The following is a 14,373-nucleotide window of genomic DNA, read 5'->3' on the forward strand; positions in this document are numbered from 1 at the left end:
AACACTACCGGATCCAACAAACATTCCCCCTCTCGAAATCCGGCAACCGTACGTAGTCAGTTCACGCTGTGGGTGGCGAGTGGCAGCACGCTCGCTCCCTGGGCGTCGAGTTCCAGCCGGTTGGCGGCCCAGCCCTCGCCCGCGAGGTCGGCCACCTTGTCGGCGCTCTCGCCGTCCGCCAGCGCGAGGACCGTGGGTCCGGCGCCGGAGATGACTGCCGGGACTCCGTCGGCCCGCAGTCGCTCCACCAGGGCGGCGCTCTCCGGCATGGCGGGGGCGCGGTACTCCTGGTGCAGTCTGTCCTCGGTGGCGGGCAGCAGCAGCTCGGGGCGCCTGGTCAGGGCCTCGACGAGCAGGGCCGCACGGCCCGCGTTGGTGGCGGCGTCGACGTGCGGGACGGTGCGCGGGAGCAGTCCGCGCGCGGTCTCGGTCAGGACCGGCTTGCCGGGCACGAAAACCACCGGAACGATGGAATCGGAAGGCTCCATCCTGATCGCCCGCGCGGCGCCGCCCTCCATCCAGGAAAGTGTGAAACCGCCGAGGAGACAGGCCGCGACGTTGTCGGGGTGGCCCTCGATCTCGGTGGCCAGTTCGAGCAGGGCGGTGTCGTCGAGCTTGGAGTCGCCGCCTATGGTCACGGCGCGCGCGGCGACGATGCCGGCGCAGATGGCGGCCGAGGAGGAGCCGAGGCCGCGGCCGTGCGGAATGCGGTTGGCGCAGACGATTTCCAGGCCGCGCGGCTGTCCGCCCAGCAGGTCGAAGGCGGTGCGCAGGGAACGTACGAGGAGATGCCTCTCGTCGCGCGGGAGGGTCTCGCTGCCCTCGCCCGCGATGTCGATGTGCAGCCCGGAGTCGGCCACCCGGACGACCACGTCGTCGTACAACCCCAGCGACAGGCCGAGGGCGTCGAAGCCCGGACCGAGATTGGCGCTGGTGGCGGGGACGCGCACCCGGACGGCGGCGGCGCGGAAGGCTGGACCGGCCATCGCTCGATGACTCTCCTTGAGCTGCGTGACTGTCGAAGACATTCGATACGTACGTGAGGGCCCGGAGGCCACTGTCGACGGACCCGGAGGTCGACGTAACCCGAAGACCGCTGTCGACGGCGCGGCACCGCGGCATATGCGGCGGGCGGGTTCGGTACAGCCTATCGAAGGAAGGTTCAGTGGCGACATAGGGCGCACAGGAGGCGCACGATGCGTGTCGTAAGCCCCCTGTGCACCCCCTGTCGGGTGCTGTACGGGGTTTTCCCCCTTGTGACAACTCTTACGCTCTCGCGTCAATGTCGGCACCGTCGTCGGTGTCGGCACCGTCGTCGGTGTCCGCAGTATCGTCGGCGCCGCCCTCAGCGCCCCTTACGCCAGGCCGAGGCGCTCGGCGGCCGTCACGGCGTCCACGGGCACCGTGACCGGCTGCGGGGCGCCCGCGACGGCCCAGTCGGGGTCCTTGAGGCCGTTTCCGGTCACCGTGCAGACGATCCGCTGGCCCGGGTCGACCTTGCCCTGCTCGGCGGCCTTCAGCAGCCCGGCGACGGACGCGGCCGAGGCGGGCTCGACGAAGACGCCCTCCTGCGCGGCCAACAGCCGGTAGGCGCGCAGGATTTCACGGTCCGTCACCTCTCCGATGGAACCGCCGGACTCGTCCCTCGCCGCCAGGGCGTACTGCCAGGACGCGGGGTTGCCGATACGGATCGCGGTGGCGATGGTCGACGGGTCCTTGACGACCTCGCCGCGCACGATCGGGGCGGCACCGGAGGCCTGGAAACCCCACATACGGGGGGTTTGCTTGGCGATCCCGTCGGCCGCGTACTCCTGGTAGCCCTTCCAATAGGCCGTGATGTTGCCCGCGTTGCCCACCGGCAGGACGTGGATGTCGGGCGCGTCGCCGAGCATGTCCACGATTTCGAACGCGGCGGTCTTCTGGCCCTCGATACGCACCGGGTTGACCGAATTGACCAGCGCCACCGGGTAGTTGTCGGACAGAGCGCGCGCGAGGGTGAGGCAGTCGTCGAAGTTGCCGTCGACCTGGAGGATCTTCGCGCCGTGCACGAGGGCCTGCCCCATCTTGCCGAGCGCGATCTTGCCCTGCGGGACCAGGACGGCCGAGACCATGCCCGCGCGTACGGCGTAGGCGGCGGCGGACGCGGAGGTGTTGCCGGTCGACGCGCAGATGACGGCCTTGGCACCCTCCTCCTTCGCCCTGGTGATGGCCATGGTCATGCCGCGGTCCTTGAAGGAGCCGGTGGGGTTCGCGCCCTCGACCTTGAGGTGAACCTCGCAGCCCGTGCGCTCGGAGAGCACCTGCGCGGGCACGAGGGGCGTGCCGCCCTCACGGAGCGTCACGACCGGCGTGGTGTCGGACACCGGGAGCCGGTCCCGGTACTCCTCGATGATGCCGCGCCACTGGTGGGTCATTGCTGGTTACTCTCCTTCAACCCGCATGATGCTGGCCACGCCCCGCACGGTGTCGAGGCTGCGCAGCGCCTCGACGGTCCCGTTGAGGGACGCGTCGGACGCCCGGTGGGTGACGACGACGAGGGAGGCCTCGCCGTCCTTGCCCTGTTGGCGAACCGTATCGATAGACACCCCGTGTTCGGCGAACACGGTGGCCACCTGGGCGAGAACGCCCGGTTTGTCGGCGACGTCGAGGCTGATGTGGTACCGCGTGACGACGTCACCCATGGGCGATACGGGCAAGGCCGCGTACGCGGACTCGCCGGGTCCGGTTCCGCCGCTGAGCTTGTTGCGGCACACGGCGACCAGGTCGCCGAGGACGGCGGAGGCGGTGGGGGCGCCGCCCGCGCCCGGACCGTAGAACATGAGCTGCCCGGAGGCGTCCGACTCCACGAACACGGCGTTGTACGCGCCGCGCACGGAGGCGAGCGGGTGGCTCAGGGGGATCATGGCGGGGTGCACGCGCGCGGTGACGGATCCGCCGTCCTCCGCCCGCTCGCAGATGGCGAGCAGCTTGATGGTGCAGCCCATCTCCCTCGCCGAGGCGAAGTCGGCCGTGGTGACCTCGGTCATGCCCTCGCGGTACACGTCGTCGAGCCGCACGCGCGTGTGGAACGCGATTCCGGCGAGGATGGCGGCCTTGGCGGCGGCGTCGAAGCCCTCGACGTCGGCGGTCGGGTCGGCCTCGGCATACCCCAGGGCGGTGGCCTCGTCGAGGGCCTCCTGATAACCCGCCCCCGTGCTGTCCATCTTGTCGAGGATGAAGTTGGTGGTGCCGTTGACGATGCCCATCACCCGGTTGATCTTGTCGCCGGCCAGCGACTCGCGCAGCGGCCGGATCAGCGGGATGGCACCGGCGACAGCGGCCTCGTAGTAGAGGTCCTTGTTGTTCGCCTCCGCCGCCGCGTGCAAGTCCGCGCCGTCCTGGGCGAGCAGGGCCTTGTTCGCGGAGACGACGGACGCCCCGTGCTCGAAGGCGGTGGTGATGAGCGTACGGGCGGGCTCGATACCGCCGATCACCTCGACGACGACGTCGATGTCCCCGCGTTTGACGAGGGCGGTGGCATCGGTGGTGACAAGCTCGGCCGGAATGCCCTCACGCGCCTTGGAGGGCCGCCGTACGGCCACTCCGGCGAGCTCGACGGGGGCTCCGATGCGCGCGGCCAGGTCGTCGGCGTGCGTCGTCATGATGCGCGCCACCTCTGAGCCGACAACCCCACAGCCCAGCAGCGCCACCTTCAGCGGACGCGTACGCATCATCCGACCTCGTTTCCTCACATACCGAATGCGGTTGGACCAGTCTCACTCACCGAACGGGACTTTCTGCCCTTTGTCCGGATCGTGAGACGAGTATTTCATTTTCCCGCGGCCGGAAGACGGAAGATCTTCCGGCCGCCTGCTGGGGGTTGCTCAGGAGCTTTGCTCCGGAGTTTGGCTCAGAAGGTTTACTCAGGAGGTTTCCATCAGCCGACGTCGAGCCGCAGGAGGTCCTCCTCCGTCTCCCGGCGGACGATCACCCGTGCCGCACCATCATTGACGGCGACGACCGGCGGGCGCAGCGCGTGGTTGTAATTGCTGGCCATGGAGCGGCAGTACGCCCCGGTGGCCGGTACGGCGATGAGGTCGCCCGGAGCGAGATCGGCGGGCAGGAAGGCGTCCCGTACGACGATGTCGCCGCTCTCGCAGTGCTTGCCGACGACGCGGACGAGCATGGGCTCGGCGTCGGAGGTCCGCGAGACGAGCGCCACGCTGTACTCGGCGTCGTACAGCGCGGTCCGGATGTTGTCCGACATACCGCCGTCGACGGAGACGTACGTCCGGAGCCCGTCGAGCGGCTTGATGGTGCCGACCTCGTAGAGGGTGAAGGCGGTCGGCCCGACGATGGCGCGCCCGGGCTCGACGGAGATGCGCGGGGTGCGGAGGCGGGCGGCCTCGCATTCACGCGCGACGATCTCGTTGAGCGCCTTGGCGATCTCGTGCGGCTCGCGCGGGTCGTCCTCGCTCGTGTACGCGATGCCGAGGCCGCCGCCGAGGTCGATCTCGGGCAGCTCGACGCCGTGCTCGTCACGGATGTCCTTCAGCAGCCCGACGACACGGTGGGCGGCCACCTCGAACCCGGAGGTGTCGAAGATCTGCGACCCGATGTGCGAGTGGATCCCGATGAGTTCGATCCCGTCGAGCTGAAGGGCCCGCCGTACGGCCTCGGCGGCCTGTCCGCCCGCGAGCGGAATCCCGAACTTCTGGTCCTCGTGGGCGGTGGCGATGAACTCGTGCGTATGAGCCTCGACCCCGACGGTGACGCGAATCTGCACGCGCTGCCGCGTGCCGAGCTCCTGAGCGATGTGGGCGACCCGCACGATCTCCTGGAAGGAGTCGAGAACGATGCGTCCGACACCGGCCTGGATGGCGGTGTGGATCTCGTCCGTGGACTTGTTGTTGCCGTGGAAGGCGATGCGGTCGGCGGGCATGCCTGCGGAGAGGGCGGTGGTGAGCTCGCCGCCCGAGCACACGTCCAGGTTGAGCCCTTCTTCGTGCAGCCAGCGCACGACGGCCCGCGACAGGAACGCCTTGCCGGCGTAGAAGACGTCGGCGTCGTGCCCGAAGGCGGTCCGCCAGGCGCGCGCCCGGGCACGGAAGTCGGCCTCGTCGATGAAGTAGGCCGGGGTGCCGAACTGTTCGGCGAGGGCCTTCACGTCCATGCCGCCCACGGTGACGACGCCCTGCTCGTCCCGGCCGACGGTCTGGGCCCAGACCTTCGGGTCGAGGGCGTTGAGGTCGGCGGGCGGCGCGTAATAGTGCCCCTCGGGGAGGACATCGGCGTGACGGGGCCCGGCGGGGTGTGCGGAACGGCTCATGTCTGTCTGGGCTCTCTCAGAGGTGTTCGGGTGCGTCGATGCCGAGCAGGGACAGGCCACCGGCCAGCACCGTCCCGGCGGCTTCGGCAAGCGCGAGCCGGGCGCGGTGGGCGGCCGAGGGTTTCTCGTCTCCGCGCGGCAGCACCGTGTGCTGCACGGCGAGCAGACCGTCGGCGACGGCGACGAGGTGCCGGGCCAGGCGGTCGGGGGCACGGTGCGCCGCGGCCTGGGCGAGGGCGTGGGGGTATTCGGCGAGGGCGGTGACGAGGGGAGTGCACTGGGGCTGGGGTACGTCGCCGGGGATGCCGTCGAAGCCCAGGCGAGCGGCGGCCCGGCTGAGCGCACGGGCCCGGGCGTGGGCGTACCGGACGCGGAAGAGGGGGTTGCTCTCCCGCTGCGCGAGGTGCTCGGCGGTGATACGGGGCCGATCGTGGGCGGCCGGGTGCAGCAACGCCCACCGGGCGGCGTCCGGACCGAGCGGAGCGGGGTCCTCCAGGGCCGGAACGGGCCGCAGATTCACGGGCTCGGCATGATCGATCTCGACGCGGCCACCCTGCGTGCCGATGATCCGCACCAGCGCGTCGGCGACGACTTCGGCACGCATGTCGTACGGGATACGAAGCTCGACGACGTCACCGGCGAGGGCGTCGGAGCGCCCGTACCCGTACCCGTATCGGCACGGTTGCCCACGCGTGTCCCGGATCTCCCGGACTTCCCGGATCTCCCGCACGAGGGCGGTGACGGCCCCGTCGAGCCGAATATTGAGGAACCCGGGCCCGGTGATCTCGACGTCGGCGACACGGCCCGTACTGTCAGGCCCATTGAGCCCATGAAGAATGTGAGGCCGCAGAATCTCGGCGACCTGAAGCGGCGGCCGACCGGCGGCCTTGGCCAGCTGCAGGGCGATGTTCGTGGCGTAGTCCCCGACCCCGCCCGGCCCCGGCGGCGTCACCACGGCCTGTGCGGGCACGGCCACACTCAGCTCCCCCTCGTCCACAGCACGACGCACCGCGTGCAGCACGGTGCGGGAGAGCTCGACGGGGGTCACGGGACAAGCGTATGGGAGAAGGGGGGTGGGTAGGCGACTCGGTTTGTCCGAGGGTCCGGGATGTGGACGGGCTGGGATGTTGGGGGCGTGAGGACGCTCGGGGCATGTGGACTCTCAGGGCGAGAGGATGCTCAGGGCACGGCGAACGGGAACGGCATCAACCCCCGGTACGCCCGGCCTGTTCGACGCGCTCGGGGTGGGTCTCGGGGTGCGTGATGCGCTCGGCGTCGCCGGCGGAGGCAGCGGAGGCGGCTGCTGTGGCTGCGGCGTTGGCGTTGATGCCGGGGACGTCGATGCCGGGGGCGTCGCCGACGGAGCCATGCACACCCCGCCCGTACACGGCGGAGGCATCCCGCACACCACTCCGCTCAGCACCCCTCCCCACCCCTCCCTCCATCTCCATCAACTGCCGTACGACCCGCACGAGTTCGACGGGCTCGAAGGGCTTGGCGAGGAAGGCGTCCACACCGACGTCGAGCCCGGCTTCGACCTCGTACTGCGTACAGGCGCTGACGATGGCCAGGGGCAGATTCCGCGTCCGGGGGTCACTGCGCAGCCGAGCGGCGGTACGCAGTCCATCGAGCCGAGGCATAACAACATCGAGAGTGATCACATCAGGCCGAACCTGATGAACGAGGTCCAGACACTCGGCACCATCGGCCGCGGTCACGACCTCGATGCCCTCCAGCTCGAGATTGACCCTGATCAGCTGCCGGATGACCTTGTTGTCGTCCACAACAAGCACCCGACCGGATGCGCCTGGCACAACTTGAGCGTAGGTCCGCACCCACCGCCGCGTCCGGGTTTTCCCCACTTCCACCCCCTGCGGGCGGTCTCCCCCAGGTCAGCCCCACCCCTCCCCGGAAACCCGTTCATGATCTCCCCTCCGAAGCTGGTAGGGTTCTACCCGTCGCCGCCAACCAAGGCGCCCGACACGCCCCCGTAGCTCAGGGGATAGAGCAACGGCCTCCGGAGCCGTGTGCGCAGGTTCGAATCCTGCCGGGGGCACCCTTTGTAAGGTGCCTTAAAGACCCCGTGATCAGCGAGTTTGCTGAGTGCGGGGTCTTGTTGCGTGTGCAGGTGGATGCGGTCGGATGCAGCGCCATGACGATGATCACGTAATGACGACGTAATGATCTTGATGGGTCTTTCGGCAGGTCGGGCCAGCTTTCGGGGACCCGGCGAGACCCAGGCCATCTAGGCTTGCAGACGATCTTGTGATGTCCTGGGTCCCGTGGCCGGTGTTCTCTCAGCCTTGATCGCAGTCCTAGGGACTCTGCTCGGCGTTGCCATGACGCACCTGTTTCAGCGCCAATCGGCTGCCCGTGACCAACGGTTCGCAGCTCAGCAACAGCTCCGGTCCGAGCGCATGTCCGTGTACAGCGACTTCGCAGGAGCCGTGACTGAGTTCAGGCGGGGCCAACTCGACCGCTGGCACCGCAAGGATGAGGCCCCGGACAGCGCCACCGCCTTCGAATCTCGTATCGAGGCGCACCGTCTTCGAGGTGTCGCCCTTCATGCACTGTTCCGAGTCCAACTCATAGCGACTAGCCAGACAGTAATCAATGCCGCACAGCATGCGTACGAACTGACGAGCGACGTGCACAAGGCATCCGATAAAACTGAACTGGGTGCACTTGGTACGGAGGCACGAGACGCCTTGGAGCGCTTCGTGAAGCTCGCGTCTTCTGACGTGCGGTAGCAATGCGGAAGCCCCGGATCTCTCCGGGGCTTCCAACGATCAGCAGACCACCTTGATCTACTCGCCCAGTTCCTCCCCCAGACCCCTCAGGATGCGGTCGTTCATCTCCTGTTCCTGGCCGTCGATGCACTTCGCGTAGATCTTGAGTAGTACGTCCACCGAGTGACCGGCGCGAGCCGCTGCCTCCGGAGCGGGTACGCCGGAGTTAAGCCACTGTGAGACGCCCGCGTGCCGGAGGTCGTACGGACGAGCTGCGAGGACGGAGGAGACCTGTTCCGGCGGGAACGCCAGCGTCCGGGCCTGCTTCCACGCCCGCGAGTACGACGACGCGGCTACGACGTTGCCCCGCTCACTGGCGAACAGCCGGCCGTCCTCCGCCGTGCCGAACTCCTTGACGTGGTCCTGGAGCATCCGCACGAGCGGGGCGGCATCGGGACGATGCGCACCTCACCGTCCGCGCGCTGCTTCAGGCCGCGCCGGTCGTGTGCTTCGCCGGAGTCGGTCCATGCCTTCCCGGCAGTGGGTCGGGTCTCGGCGAGTTCGATACGACCCCATCCCTTTTCCGGGAGCGTGCAGTCCACGAGGCGCAGGCCCAGAGCTTCGCCGGGCCGCATGGCCGCGTAGTACAGGCACGCGAAGAACGCCCGCAGTCGTCGGCCACTGGCCCGTTCGTAGCCGCCGACGTACGTCACCGCCGTCAGCAATTCCCGTGCCTGCCGGGGGTTGACCACGACACAGCGGTCGACCTCCTGCACGGCTCGCTTGCCCCGCTTGCCCCGCTTGCGCCGTACCCGGCTGAGCGGGTTGGAGGGCAACGCCTCCAGTTCCACGGCGTATTCGAGGACGTTGAAGACCACTGCACGCCGCCGACGGTAGGTCTGCGTGGCCGCAGGCTTGCCGTCGAGCTTCCGCGTGAGCGCGTCGATGAGATCGTGTACGCGGGCGATCTCCAGGGTTCCGCCACCGGCAGCGACGCTTTCTCGATCCACTTCGCCGCCGCTGCGATCTCCTCGGGCCGCTCCCGCTCCCGCCGAAGCGGAGGCAGGACGTACGAACGCAACGCCCGCCGAACGTCCGCCGAAGCAGGACGCCCACGGACCGGCTTGACCAGTGCAGCAGAACCGTTGCCAGAGCATCAGTCATGCTGTCCCGCTGCTTCGCCGACGCCTCCGCCCACCGGGCATCGATGTACTTGAGGGCCAGCCCCAGCAGGGACAGGGCCGCTTTGCCCCCGCGCAACGAGTCGGGCAGGCCGGTCACGGTGTCGAACGGCTCGCCCTTGTCCGCCGCCCGGAGCAGTTTCGCGCGGAAGCGGTCGGCCAGCGCCTTCGTCTTGTGCGACTCGTGGAAGGGCTCGCCGTCCACGGACCAGCGGACGAGGTACGTCGGTTTCTTGGCGGAGCGATTGATGCTGAGCTTCCAGATGACGACCTTGTACGACTTCACGACATGGCCCCCTCCGCACGCTCCTCCAACCAGTCGTTGAGCACGTCCCGACGCACCGCAGCTCACCGTTCGGCAGCCGGATGCAGGCCGGAGCGATGCGCAGCTCACGCCAGCGGTAGAAGGTGCGCCGGGAGATGCCGCCCAGTTCGTCGAGCACCTGCCGCACAGTGAGCAGGTCGGCCCTCTTCTCACTGGCCATGAGGACCACCGCCCGATCGCACGGAGGCCGCCAGGAGCGCCGCCTCCGGTGAGTAGCCGCGCCCGGCGTAGCGCCACTGGCCGACCGTCACGGTCCGCCGGTCAGCGAGGCCGAGCGCCGCCCGCTGCTCCTGCACACGGTGTTCTGCGGGAGCCTGCCGCAGCGCAGGCACAGCGGTTCGCCGAGGCGGGGATCATCCGCCGTGTGCCGCTCATGGCATCCGTTCGCAATCCCGTGCGGGCAGTGCTCCCCGGCCCGGCGGGGTCGGCAGGCTCGCACCCGCCCGTCATGCTCACGGCGAGTGTGGACCGGGCCGAAGCCGGGAGCGGTGAGGGTGGCGAACACCCGAGGGTGCCCGCTCACCGCCTCCGTAACGTTCTTGCCGCCGACGAGTCCGGCCCGGACGAGTTGGTACGTGTCCGCCCGGTACAGGCCCGAGCAGGCCGGGCAGACCGTCGCCCGCCGGTTCCCGCACGCGGTCAGCAGACGACCGCCGTAGACGGCCGACCCGTACGAGAGCAGGGCCTCGCCCGTGGTCGTGTCGAAGACGGTTGCCCCGCCGACCAGGTGAATCGGGTTGGTGCAGCCACCGAGGCGGACGATGTTGCGGCGCCAGGCGGCGAACTCGGGGTCCGACGCCCTGGCGACCAAGGCGGCAGCGCTCTTCGGCAAGGTCGTGAAGGTCGTGGTCATCGCCGACCACCGCCCCCGCCGAACGCCTCCCACATCACGGCCGAGATACCCTCCGGCCGGGTCTTGGCGCTGAACCGGAGTGTCGGGTCCGTGAGCCAGAGGGCCGCAGCGTGCCCCGGACACACATGCTGCTCGGCGCCGTCGAGCCCGACCAGGACGACGCGTTCGTGTCCGGCACAGGTCGGTGTCTCCGGGTCGTTCCCCCTCAGGTCGCAGTCGGTCAGAGGGGATTTGCGCGAATGATGCGCGGTGGACAAAGTGTGAGTGCTCCTTTCACTGCTCATGTGGCGGATGGAGTGGGTTCCTGACGGGGTCGGGTTTGGCGACTTCGCGCCCCGTCGGGAGCCCTTCGTACGGGCGATCACCGCTGCTCCTTGGGCGGCAGCGCGACGACGCTGTACGTGATCGGTCCGAAGTCACGGCGTGCGTTGTAGTAGCCCTCGCCGATGTCCTCCACGGGCACGCCGAGCGGTGCGGCGACGTGCTCCGCACCCTCCCTGCGAGTGCCGGAGTCAGGGGCGTCGACGAAGACACCGAAGGACGCGTAGCGCGGGACGAGGACAGCGGGATTGGCGGTCAGGAAGTCCACCAGCTCATGGAGACCTGCGATGAACGCGGCACGGTCGCCGGAGCGGATGACGTACTCGGACACGGCTTGTCCTTTCCTTGGGTCATGGGGTCGGTTCAGAAGCGGAGTTGGCCGAGGAACCCGCTCACGCCGTCGAGGAAGGCCTGTACGGCAGGTGCGGCCACGGTGCGCGAGAGCAGGAAGCCGAAGGTCCCGCAGAGCAGCAGGTCGGCCAGCCGCAGGTACCGGATGCGCAGGAGGAACCAGATCAGGAGGCCGAGCAGCAGCACGGCCGACATGGACACCAGCACGGCAGTCCCCTCTCACGGCGCTTCGACGTGCAGTTCGGACAGGACGGGGGTCAGGTACGCGTACTCGGCCGCGATGGCTTCGGCCTCCGCCTCGGTGAGCAGGTGGGAGCGGGCACGCTCCCAGCCGTCGCCGGAGGCGAGGACCGCCGTACCGGCCTGTTCCGGAGTGATGGCCTGCGCCGCCTTGAGCGCGTCGGGGTTGAGGTCACCAAGTGCCATCTCCGCCGTACCGAGGTCGGCTACGCGGTGACACACACGCCCGCCGAGTTGCGCCCGAAGCGCGGTGACACCCGGCCCCAGGTCGGAGCCGACGCGCTGGCCGGCGACGACGAGGAACACCCCCAGTGCTGCGCCGAGTTGGGCCAGCCGGATCAGTGCGGTACCGGCCGCCTGCGCTTCGTCCTTCTCGTTCCGGCTCGCGACGAGAAACAGTTCCGCGATCTCGTCGACGATCACGACGACGGGAACCGGACGTTCCTTCTCCGGCAGGCCCCAAATGTTGCGCACACGTGCCGCACGGCAGACGGTCATGCGGTCGAGCGTCAGGTCCACGAGTGCGGTGAGAAGCCTGACCGCCTGTTCCCGATTGGTCGCCAGCGCCGACAACCGCGGTTCGTAGAGGGACAGTTCCATGCCGCCCTTGCAATCGATCCCGACCAGTGCGACGGGTTGCGGGGCCAGGCCGGCTACGAGCGCGTTGATCAGCGTCGACTTGCCGGAGCGTGTGGCACCGACGATCAGCCAGTGCGGCACGCGGCGCAGGTCGACCACCCATGCAGCCCCGGTCTCCAGCGCACCGACGGTCACCCGGAGCAAGTGCCCAGGCCCCCGCTTTCTCGGCGCTTGAGGAGCGGCCAACGGGTCGGCCGCCGAGGCGGTGATCCGTACGACCCCTGGCTTCCAGGAGGTCACGCGTACGGCGTGTACTCCCCAGTCCTCCGCCATGGCGGGTGCCGCCTTGACGAAGTCTTCCGGTACCTGGCCCGGCAACAGCCGCACCAGAAGCCAGAATCCGCCGGAGGTCGGGCGTATGAGGCCGCGTCGGGGCACGCGCGGTTGTGGGGGTGGCGCTCCGTTGCCGACGAGCCCGGACACGACGGTCAGGGCAGGCCGACGGCTCACGGCGAGCCTGCACCCGGCCATCAAGGGCCGCCAGGTGGACATCACCCGGAGGGCCACGGCCGGGAAGCCGAGTAACAGCCACCAGGCCACGGGGTAGCGGCGGCGCAGGGCCGGGCCCGCGAGAAGCAGGCCCGACACCAGCACTGCGGCCACCACCAGAACCCAGCTCGGCCAGGTAGTACCGGCCGAAGTGGTGGAGGCCAGGTTCATCACTGCCCGGCCCCCTTCGCCGCCGAAGCGGGAGCGCTCAGGGGCCGGATCTCCGCCGCGCGGAAGGCGATCCCGTGCCGCCCGTCGTTCTCCCACGGCGTGGCGACCAGATCCCGCACGGCCACCGGCATGCCGAGCTGCACACCGGACGGCTCCCCGGCCACGCTCACATTCACGACGTCCGCCGACGCTCCGGCCATCAGGCAGAGGCCGACTTGGTACATGGTCTTCCCGGTCTCGCGGTCGACGCGGAGCTGACCGGTCTCTCGGTTGGCAACCCGCGGAGCCGGGGGCACGGCGCAGATGATCCCCGTGAACTTCGCGGTGTCGATCGGAAGGCTTGCCACTGTTTGGAACTCCTCATCTCTGACACCTGAAGGCCGATCCTTCAGGTTGCTAGACAACCCGTAGTACGGGTTGTCAACCGTCTTGTTGGTGAGAGACGCTGTCCACGTCCACGGACGTGGACAACCGCGCAACAGGTAGCGAGAGACGATCAGGTCCACGGAGGGCCCACATGCCACCGAAAAACACGCAGCCGAAGTACCGGCAGATCGCCGACTACCTGCGCGAAGGCATCCTGGACGGCACGTTCCCGGCCGGCCAACCGCTCCCATCCGAGGAGGCGTTGGCGAAACAGTTCGGCGTGACGCGTCCCACAGTCCGCCAGGGGCTCACGGAACTGAGGGCATCGGGTCTCGTCGAGGCGATCATGGGCAGGGGCACATTCGCCCGTTCACCCCACAGCCGCCCGAGCTTCACGCGCCCGCGCGGAGTGCGCCTCGCCTCCGACGGCCGATACGTCGAGGCCGACGGCATCCGCTGGACGGACGCCGAGCCGCCTGTAGCCACCCGCACGGACGCCCCGTTGGCCCTGGCGGACCTCCTGCGCATCCCACCGGGCGAGCCGATGTTCACGTACGACGCACTACAGACCGCGGACCAAGGCCACCTGCGCCAACTACACCGCACCTACGTGCCGTTCTCGGTCCTGGTCGACACCAAGTACGAGGAGGAGGCACCACCGCCAGCGCCGGAGCTCTACAGCGCACTCGCCGAACTGGGCCACGAACTCCACTTCACGGAGTACGTCCGCCCCCGCATGCCCTTGCCGGACCAGGTCCAGGCACTCAGGCTTCCCGAGGGTGTCCCACTCCTACACGTCATCCGCGTGACGCTCGACGCGACAGACAAGCCACTGACCCTTGAGGAGTTCCACCTCCCTGGCGACGAGTTGGAGCTGTCGTTCAGGTTGTAGCCGAACCCCAGTTGGCTCAGACCTTCTCTACGTCATCAAGGCGGCTCGCTCCGCTCACCGCGCGGCCCGGCCCCCGGCCGGGCCTGCGCTCCTGTCTCCGCCCCGCTCCAGCCCGGCCGGCGCCCGCACCGCGCGTCAGGCGCTCAGCCAACTGATGCCAGAGAAGTGGTACGTCGTGGCTGGGGCGGCCGGCTCCACGGCTTTACGGAGCCACTTTGGCGCGAGCCTCTAAGATCATGGCCCCAACGTCGTGCTTTACCGGGCAGGTCCACAGACTGCCCGACGCGCCGGAAGCTTACGGGGCCATGATCACTCGCGCCAAAGCAGCACCACCCCAAAGCCGCTCCGCCGACCGCGTTGTGCCACGCGCCCGTTTACCGAGGTGACCTTCGAAGCTCACGGATGAAGAGGTCACTGAGGTTGAACTCGCAGTGGCGGGCCGGTAGATCATCCGGCGCCCATGAGTAATCCGGTCTCGGTGAGGCAGCCGTCGATCAGCTCTGCCCGG

12 protein-coding genes, 1 tRNA gene and 4 pseudogenes are annotated in these 14,373 nt (G+C 69.0%); 3 read left to right on the forward strand and 14 right to left on the reverse strand.

All coding sequences use genetic code 11. From position 1 onward, the window contains the following. Nucleotides 1-56 precede the first annotated feature (56 nt). The 6 genes and pseudogenes from thrB to ACWD3C_RS40675 form a co-directional block, all read right to left on the reverse strand. Nucleotides 57-986 carry a homoserine kinase gene (thrB, locus tag ACWD3C_RS40650; protein ID WP_451152417.1) on the reverse strand — a complete coding sequence of 310 codons (930 nt, stop codon included), beginning with the start codon at nucleotides 984-986 and terminating at the stop codon, nucleotides 57-59. A gap of 369 nt (nucleotides 987-1,355) precedes the next feature. Then, entirely contained in the window at nucleotides 1,356-2,414 is a 1,059-nt protein-coding gene (gene thrC / locus ACWD3C_RS40655; protein ID WP_451152419.1) for a threonine synthase, read from the reverse strand. A gap of 6 nt (nucleotides 2,415-2,420) precedes the next feature. Further along, nucleotides 2,421-3,713 carry a homoserine dehydrogenase gene (locus ACWD3C_RS40660; RefSeq protein WP_451152421.1) on the reverse strand — a complete coding sequence of 431 codons (1,293 nt, stop codon included), beginning with the start codon at nucleotides 3,711-3,713 and terminating at the stop codon, nucleotides 2,421-2,423. A gap of 203 nt (nucleotides 3,714-3,916) precedes the next feature. After that, nucleotides 3,917-5,308 carry a diaminopimelate decarboxylase gene (gene lysA / locus ACWD3C_RS40665; RefSeq protein WP_451152423.1) on the reverse strand — a complete coding sequence of 464 codons (1,392 nt, stop codon included), beginning with the start codon at nucleotides 5,306-5,308 and terminating at the stop codon, nucleotides 3,917-3,919. A gap of 16 nt (nucleotides 5,309-5,324) precedes the next feature. After that, nucleotides 5,325-6,356 (reverse strand): ArgS-related anticodon-binding protein NrtL, encoded by a 1,032-nt coding sequence (nrtL, locus tag ACWD3C_RS40670; protein ID WP_451152425.1) that lies wholly within the window; start codon nucleotides 6,354-6,356, stop codon nucleotides 5,325-5,327. A 313-nt stretch (nucleotides 6,357-6,669) separates the two neighbouring features. Further along, a pseudogene (locus ACWD3C_RS40675) lies at nucleotides 6,670-7,170 on the reverse strand (response regulator); the annotation flags it as partial. Nucleotides 7,171-7,292: 122 nt separating this feature from the next. On the opposite strand from ACWD3C_RS40675, the gene ACWD3C_RS40680 reads away from it, so the two are divergent. Together ACWD3C_RS40680 and ACWD3C_RS40685 are read left to right on the forward strand one after the other, a co-directional pair. Continuing rightward, nucleotides 7,293-7,364 (forward strand) — tRNA-Arg (locus tag ACWD3C_RS40680). Nucleotides 7,365-7,755: 391 nt separating this feature from the next. Further along, complete coding sequence (locus ACWD3C_RS40685; protein ID WP_451152427.1) at nucleotides 7,756-8,058, forward strand: hypothetical protein; 303 nt, start codon at nucleotides 7,756-7,758, stop codon at nucleotides 8,056-8,058. Between the two features lie 57 nt (nucleotides 8,059-8,115). On the opposite strand, the pseudogene ACWD3C_RS40690 reads toward ACWD3C_RS40685, so the two are convergent. The 8 genes and pseudogenes from ACWD3C_RS40690 to ACWD3C_RS40725 all read right to left on the reverse strand — a co-directional run bounded on the left by ACWD3C_RS40690 (nucleotide 8,116) and on the right by ACWD3C_RS40725 (nucleotide 12,954). Next, nucleotides 8,116-9,504, reverse strand: a pseudogene (locus ACWD3C_RS40690) (tyrosine-type recombinase/integrase). Beyond that, nucleotides 9,501-9,703, reverse strand: a pseudogene (locus tag ACWD3C_RS40695) (helix-turn-helix transcriptional regulator). Before ACWD3C_RS40695 ends, ACWD3C_RS40690 begins: the two co-directional pseudogenes overlap by 4 nt. Before the next feature lie 159 nt (nucleotides 9,704-9,862). Further along, nucleotides 9,863-10,396: pseudogene (locus tag ACWD3C_RS40700) on the reverse strand (replication initiator); the annotation flags it as partial. Continuing rightward, a complete protein-coding gene (locus ACWD3C_RS40705) occupies nucleotides 10,393-10,653 on the reverse strand; it encodes a hypothetical protein (RefSeq protein ID WP_451152429.1) in 261 nt (86 codons plus the stop codon). The gene ACWD3C_RS40705 and the pseudogene ACWD3C_RS40700, both read right to left, overlap by 4 nt. Nucleotides 10,654-10,757: 104 nt before the next feature. After that, nucleotides 10,758-11,048 (reverse strand): hypothetical protein, encoded by a 291-nt coding sequence (locus ACWD3C_RS40710; RefSeq protein ID WP_451152431.1) that lies wholly within the window; start codon nucleotides 11,046-11,048, stop codon nucleotides 10,758-10,760. A 32-nt stretch (nucleotides 11,049-11,080) separates the two neighbouring features. Beyond that, on the reverse strand, nucleotides 11,081-11,275 hold the full coding sequence (locus ACWD3C_RS40715; RefSeq protein WP_451152433.1) for a hypothetical protein: 195 nt from the start codon (nucleotides 11,273-11,275) through the stop codon (nucleotides 11,081-11,083). A 12-nt stretch (nucleotides 11,276-11,287) separates the two neighbouring features. Continuing rightward, entirely contained in the window at nucleotides 11,288-12,607 is a 1,320-nt protein-coding gene (locus ACWD3C_RS40720; RefSeq protein ID WP_451152435.1) for an FtsK/SpoIIIE domain-containing protein, read from the reverse strand. Beyond that, nucleotides 12,607-12,954: an SCO3933 family regulatory protein gene (locus ACWD3C_RS40725; protein WP_451152437.1), complete on the reverse strand. Its 348-nt coding sequence runs from the start codon at nucleotides 12,952-12,954 to the stop codon at nucleotides 12,607-12,609. Before ACWD3C_RS40725 ends, ACWD3C_RS40720 begins: the two co-directional genes overlap by 1 nt. Nucleotides 12,955-13,124: 170 nt before the next feature. Between ACWD3C_RS40725 and ACWD3C_RS40730 the strand changes: the two genes are divergently transcribed. Next, complete coding sequence (locus ACWD3C_RS40730; RefSeq protein WP_451152439.1) at nucleotides 13,125-13,865, forward strand: GntR family transcriptional regulator; 741 nt, start codon at nucleotides 13,125-13,127, stop codon at nucleotides 13,863-13,865. Nucleotides 13,866-14,373: the final 508 nt, after the last annotated feature.

This window comes from Streptomyces sp. NPDC002845 (genome assembly GCF_053591955.1).

Bases quoted from the DNA above. Each gene is read 5' to 3' on its own strand.
- ACWD3C_RS40660 (WP_451152421.1), bottom strand. From the start codon at position 3,713: ATGATGCGTACGCGTCCGCTGAAGGTGGCGCTGCTGGGCTGTGGGGTT.
- ACWD3C_RS40720 (WP_451152435.1), bottom strand. From the start codon at position 12,607: ATGAACCTGGCCTCCACCACTTCGGCCGGTACTACCTGGCCGAGCTGG.
- lysA (WP_451152423.1), bottom strand. From the start codon at position 5,308: ATGAGCCGTTCCGCACACCCCGCCGGGCCCCGTCACGCCGATGTCCTC.
- thrC (WP_451152419.1), bottom strand. From the start codon at position 2,414: ATGACCCACCAGTGGCGCGGCATCATCGAGGAGTACCGGGACCGGCTC.
- ACWD3C_RS40730 (WP_451152439.1), top strand. From the start codon at position 13,125: ATGCCACCGAAAAACACGCAGCCGAAGTACCGGCAGATCGCCGACTAC.
- thrB (WP_451152417.1), bottom strand. From the start codon at position 986: ATGGCCGGTCCAGCCTTCCGCGCCGCCGCCGTCCGGGTGCGCGTCCCC.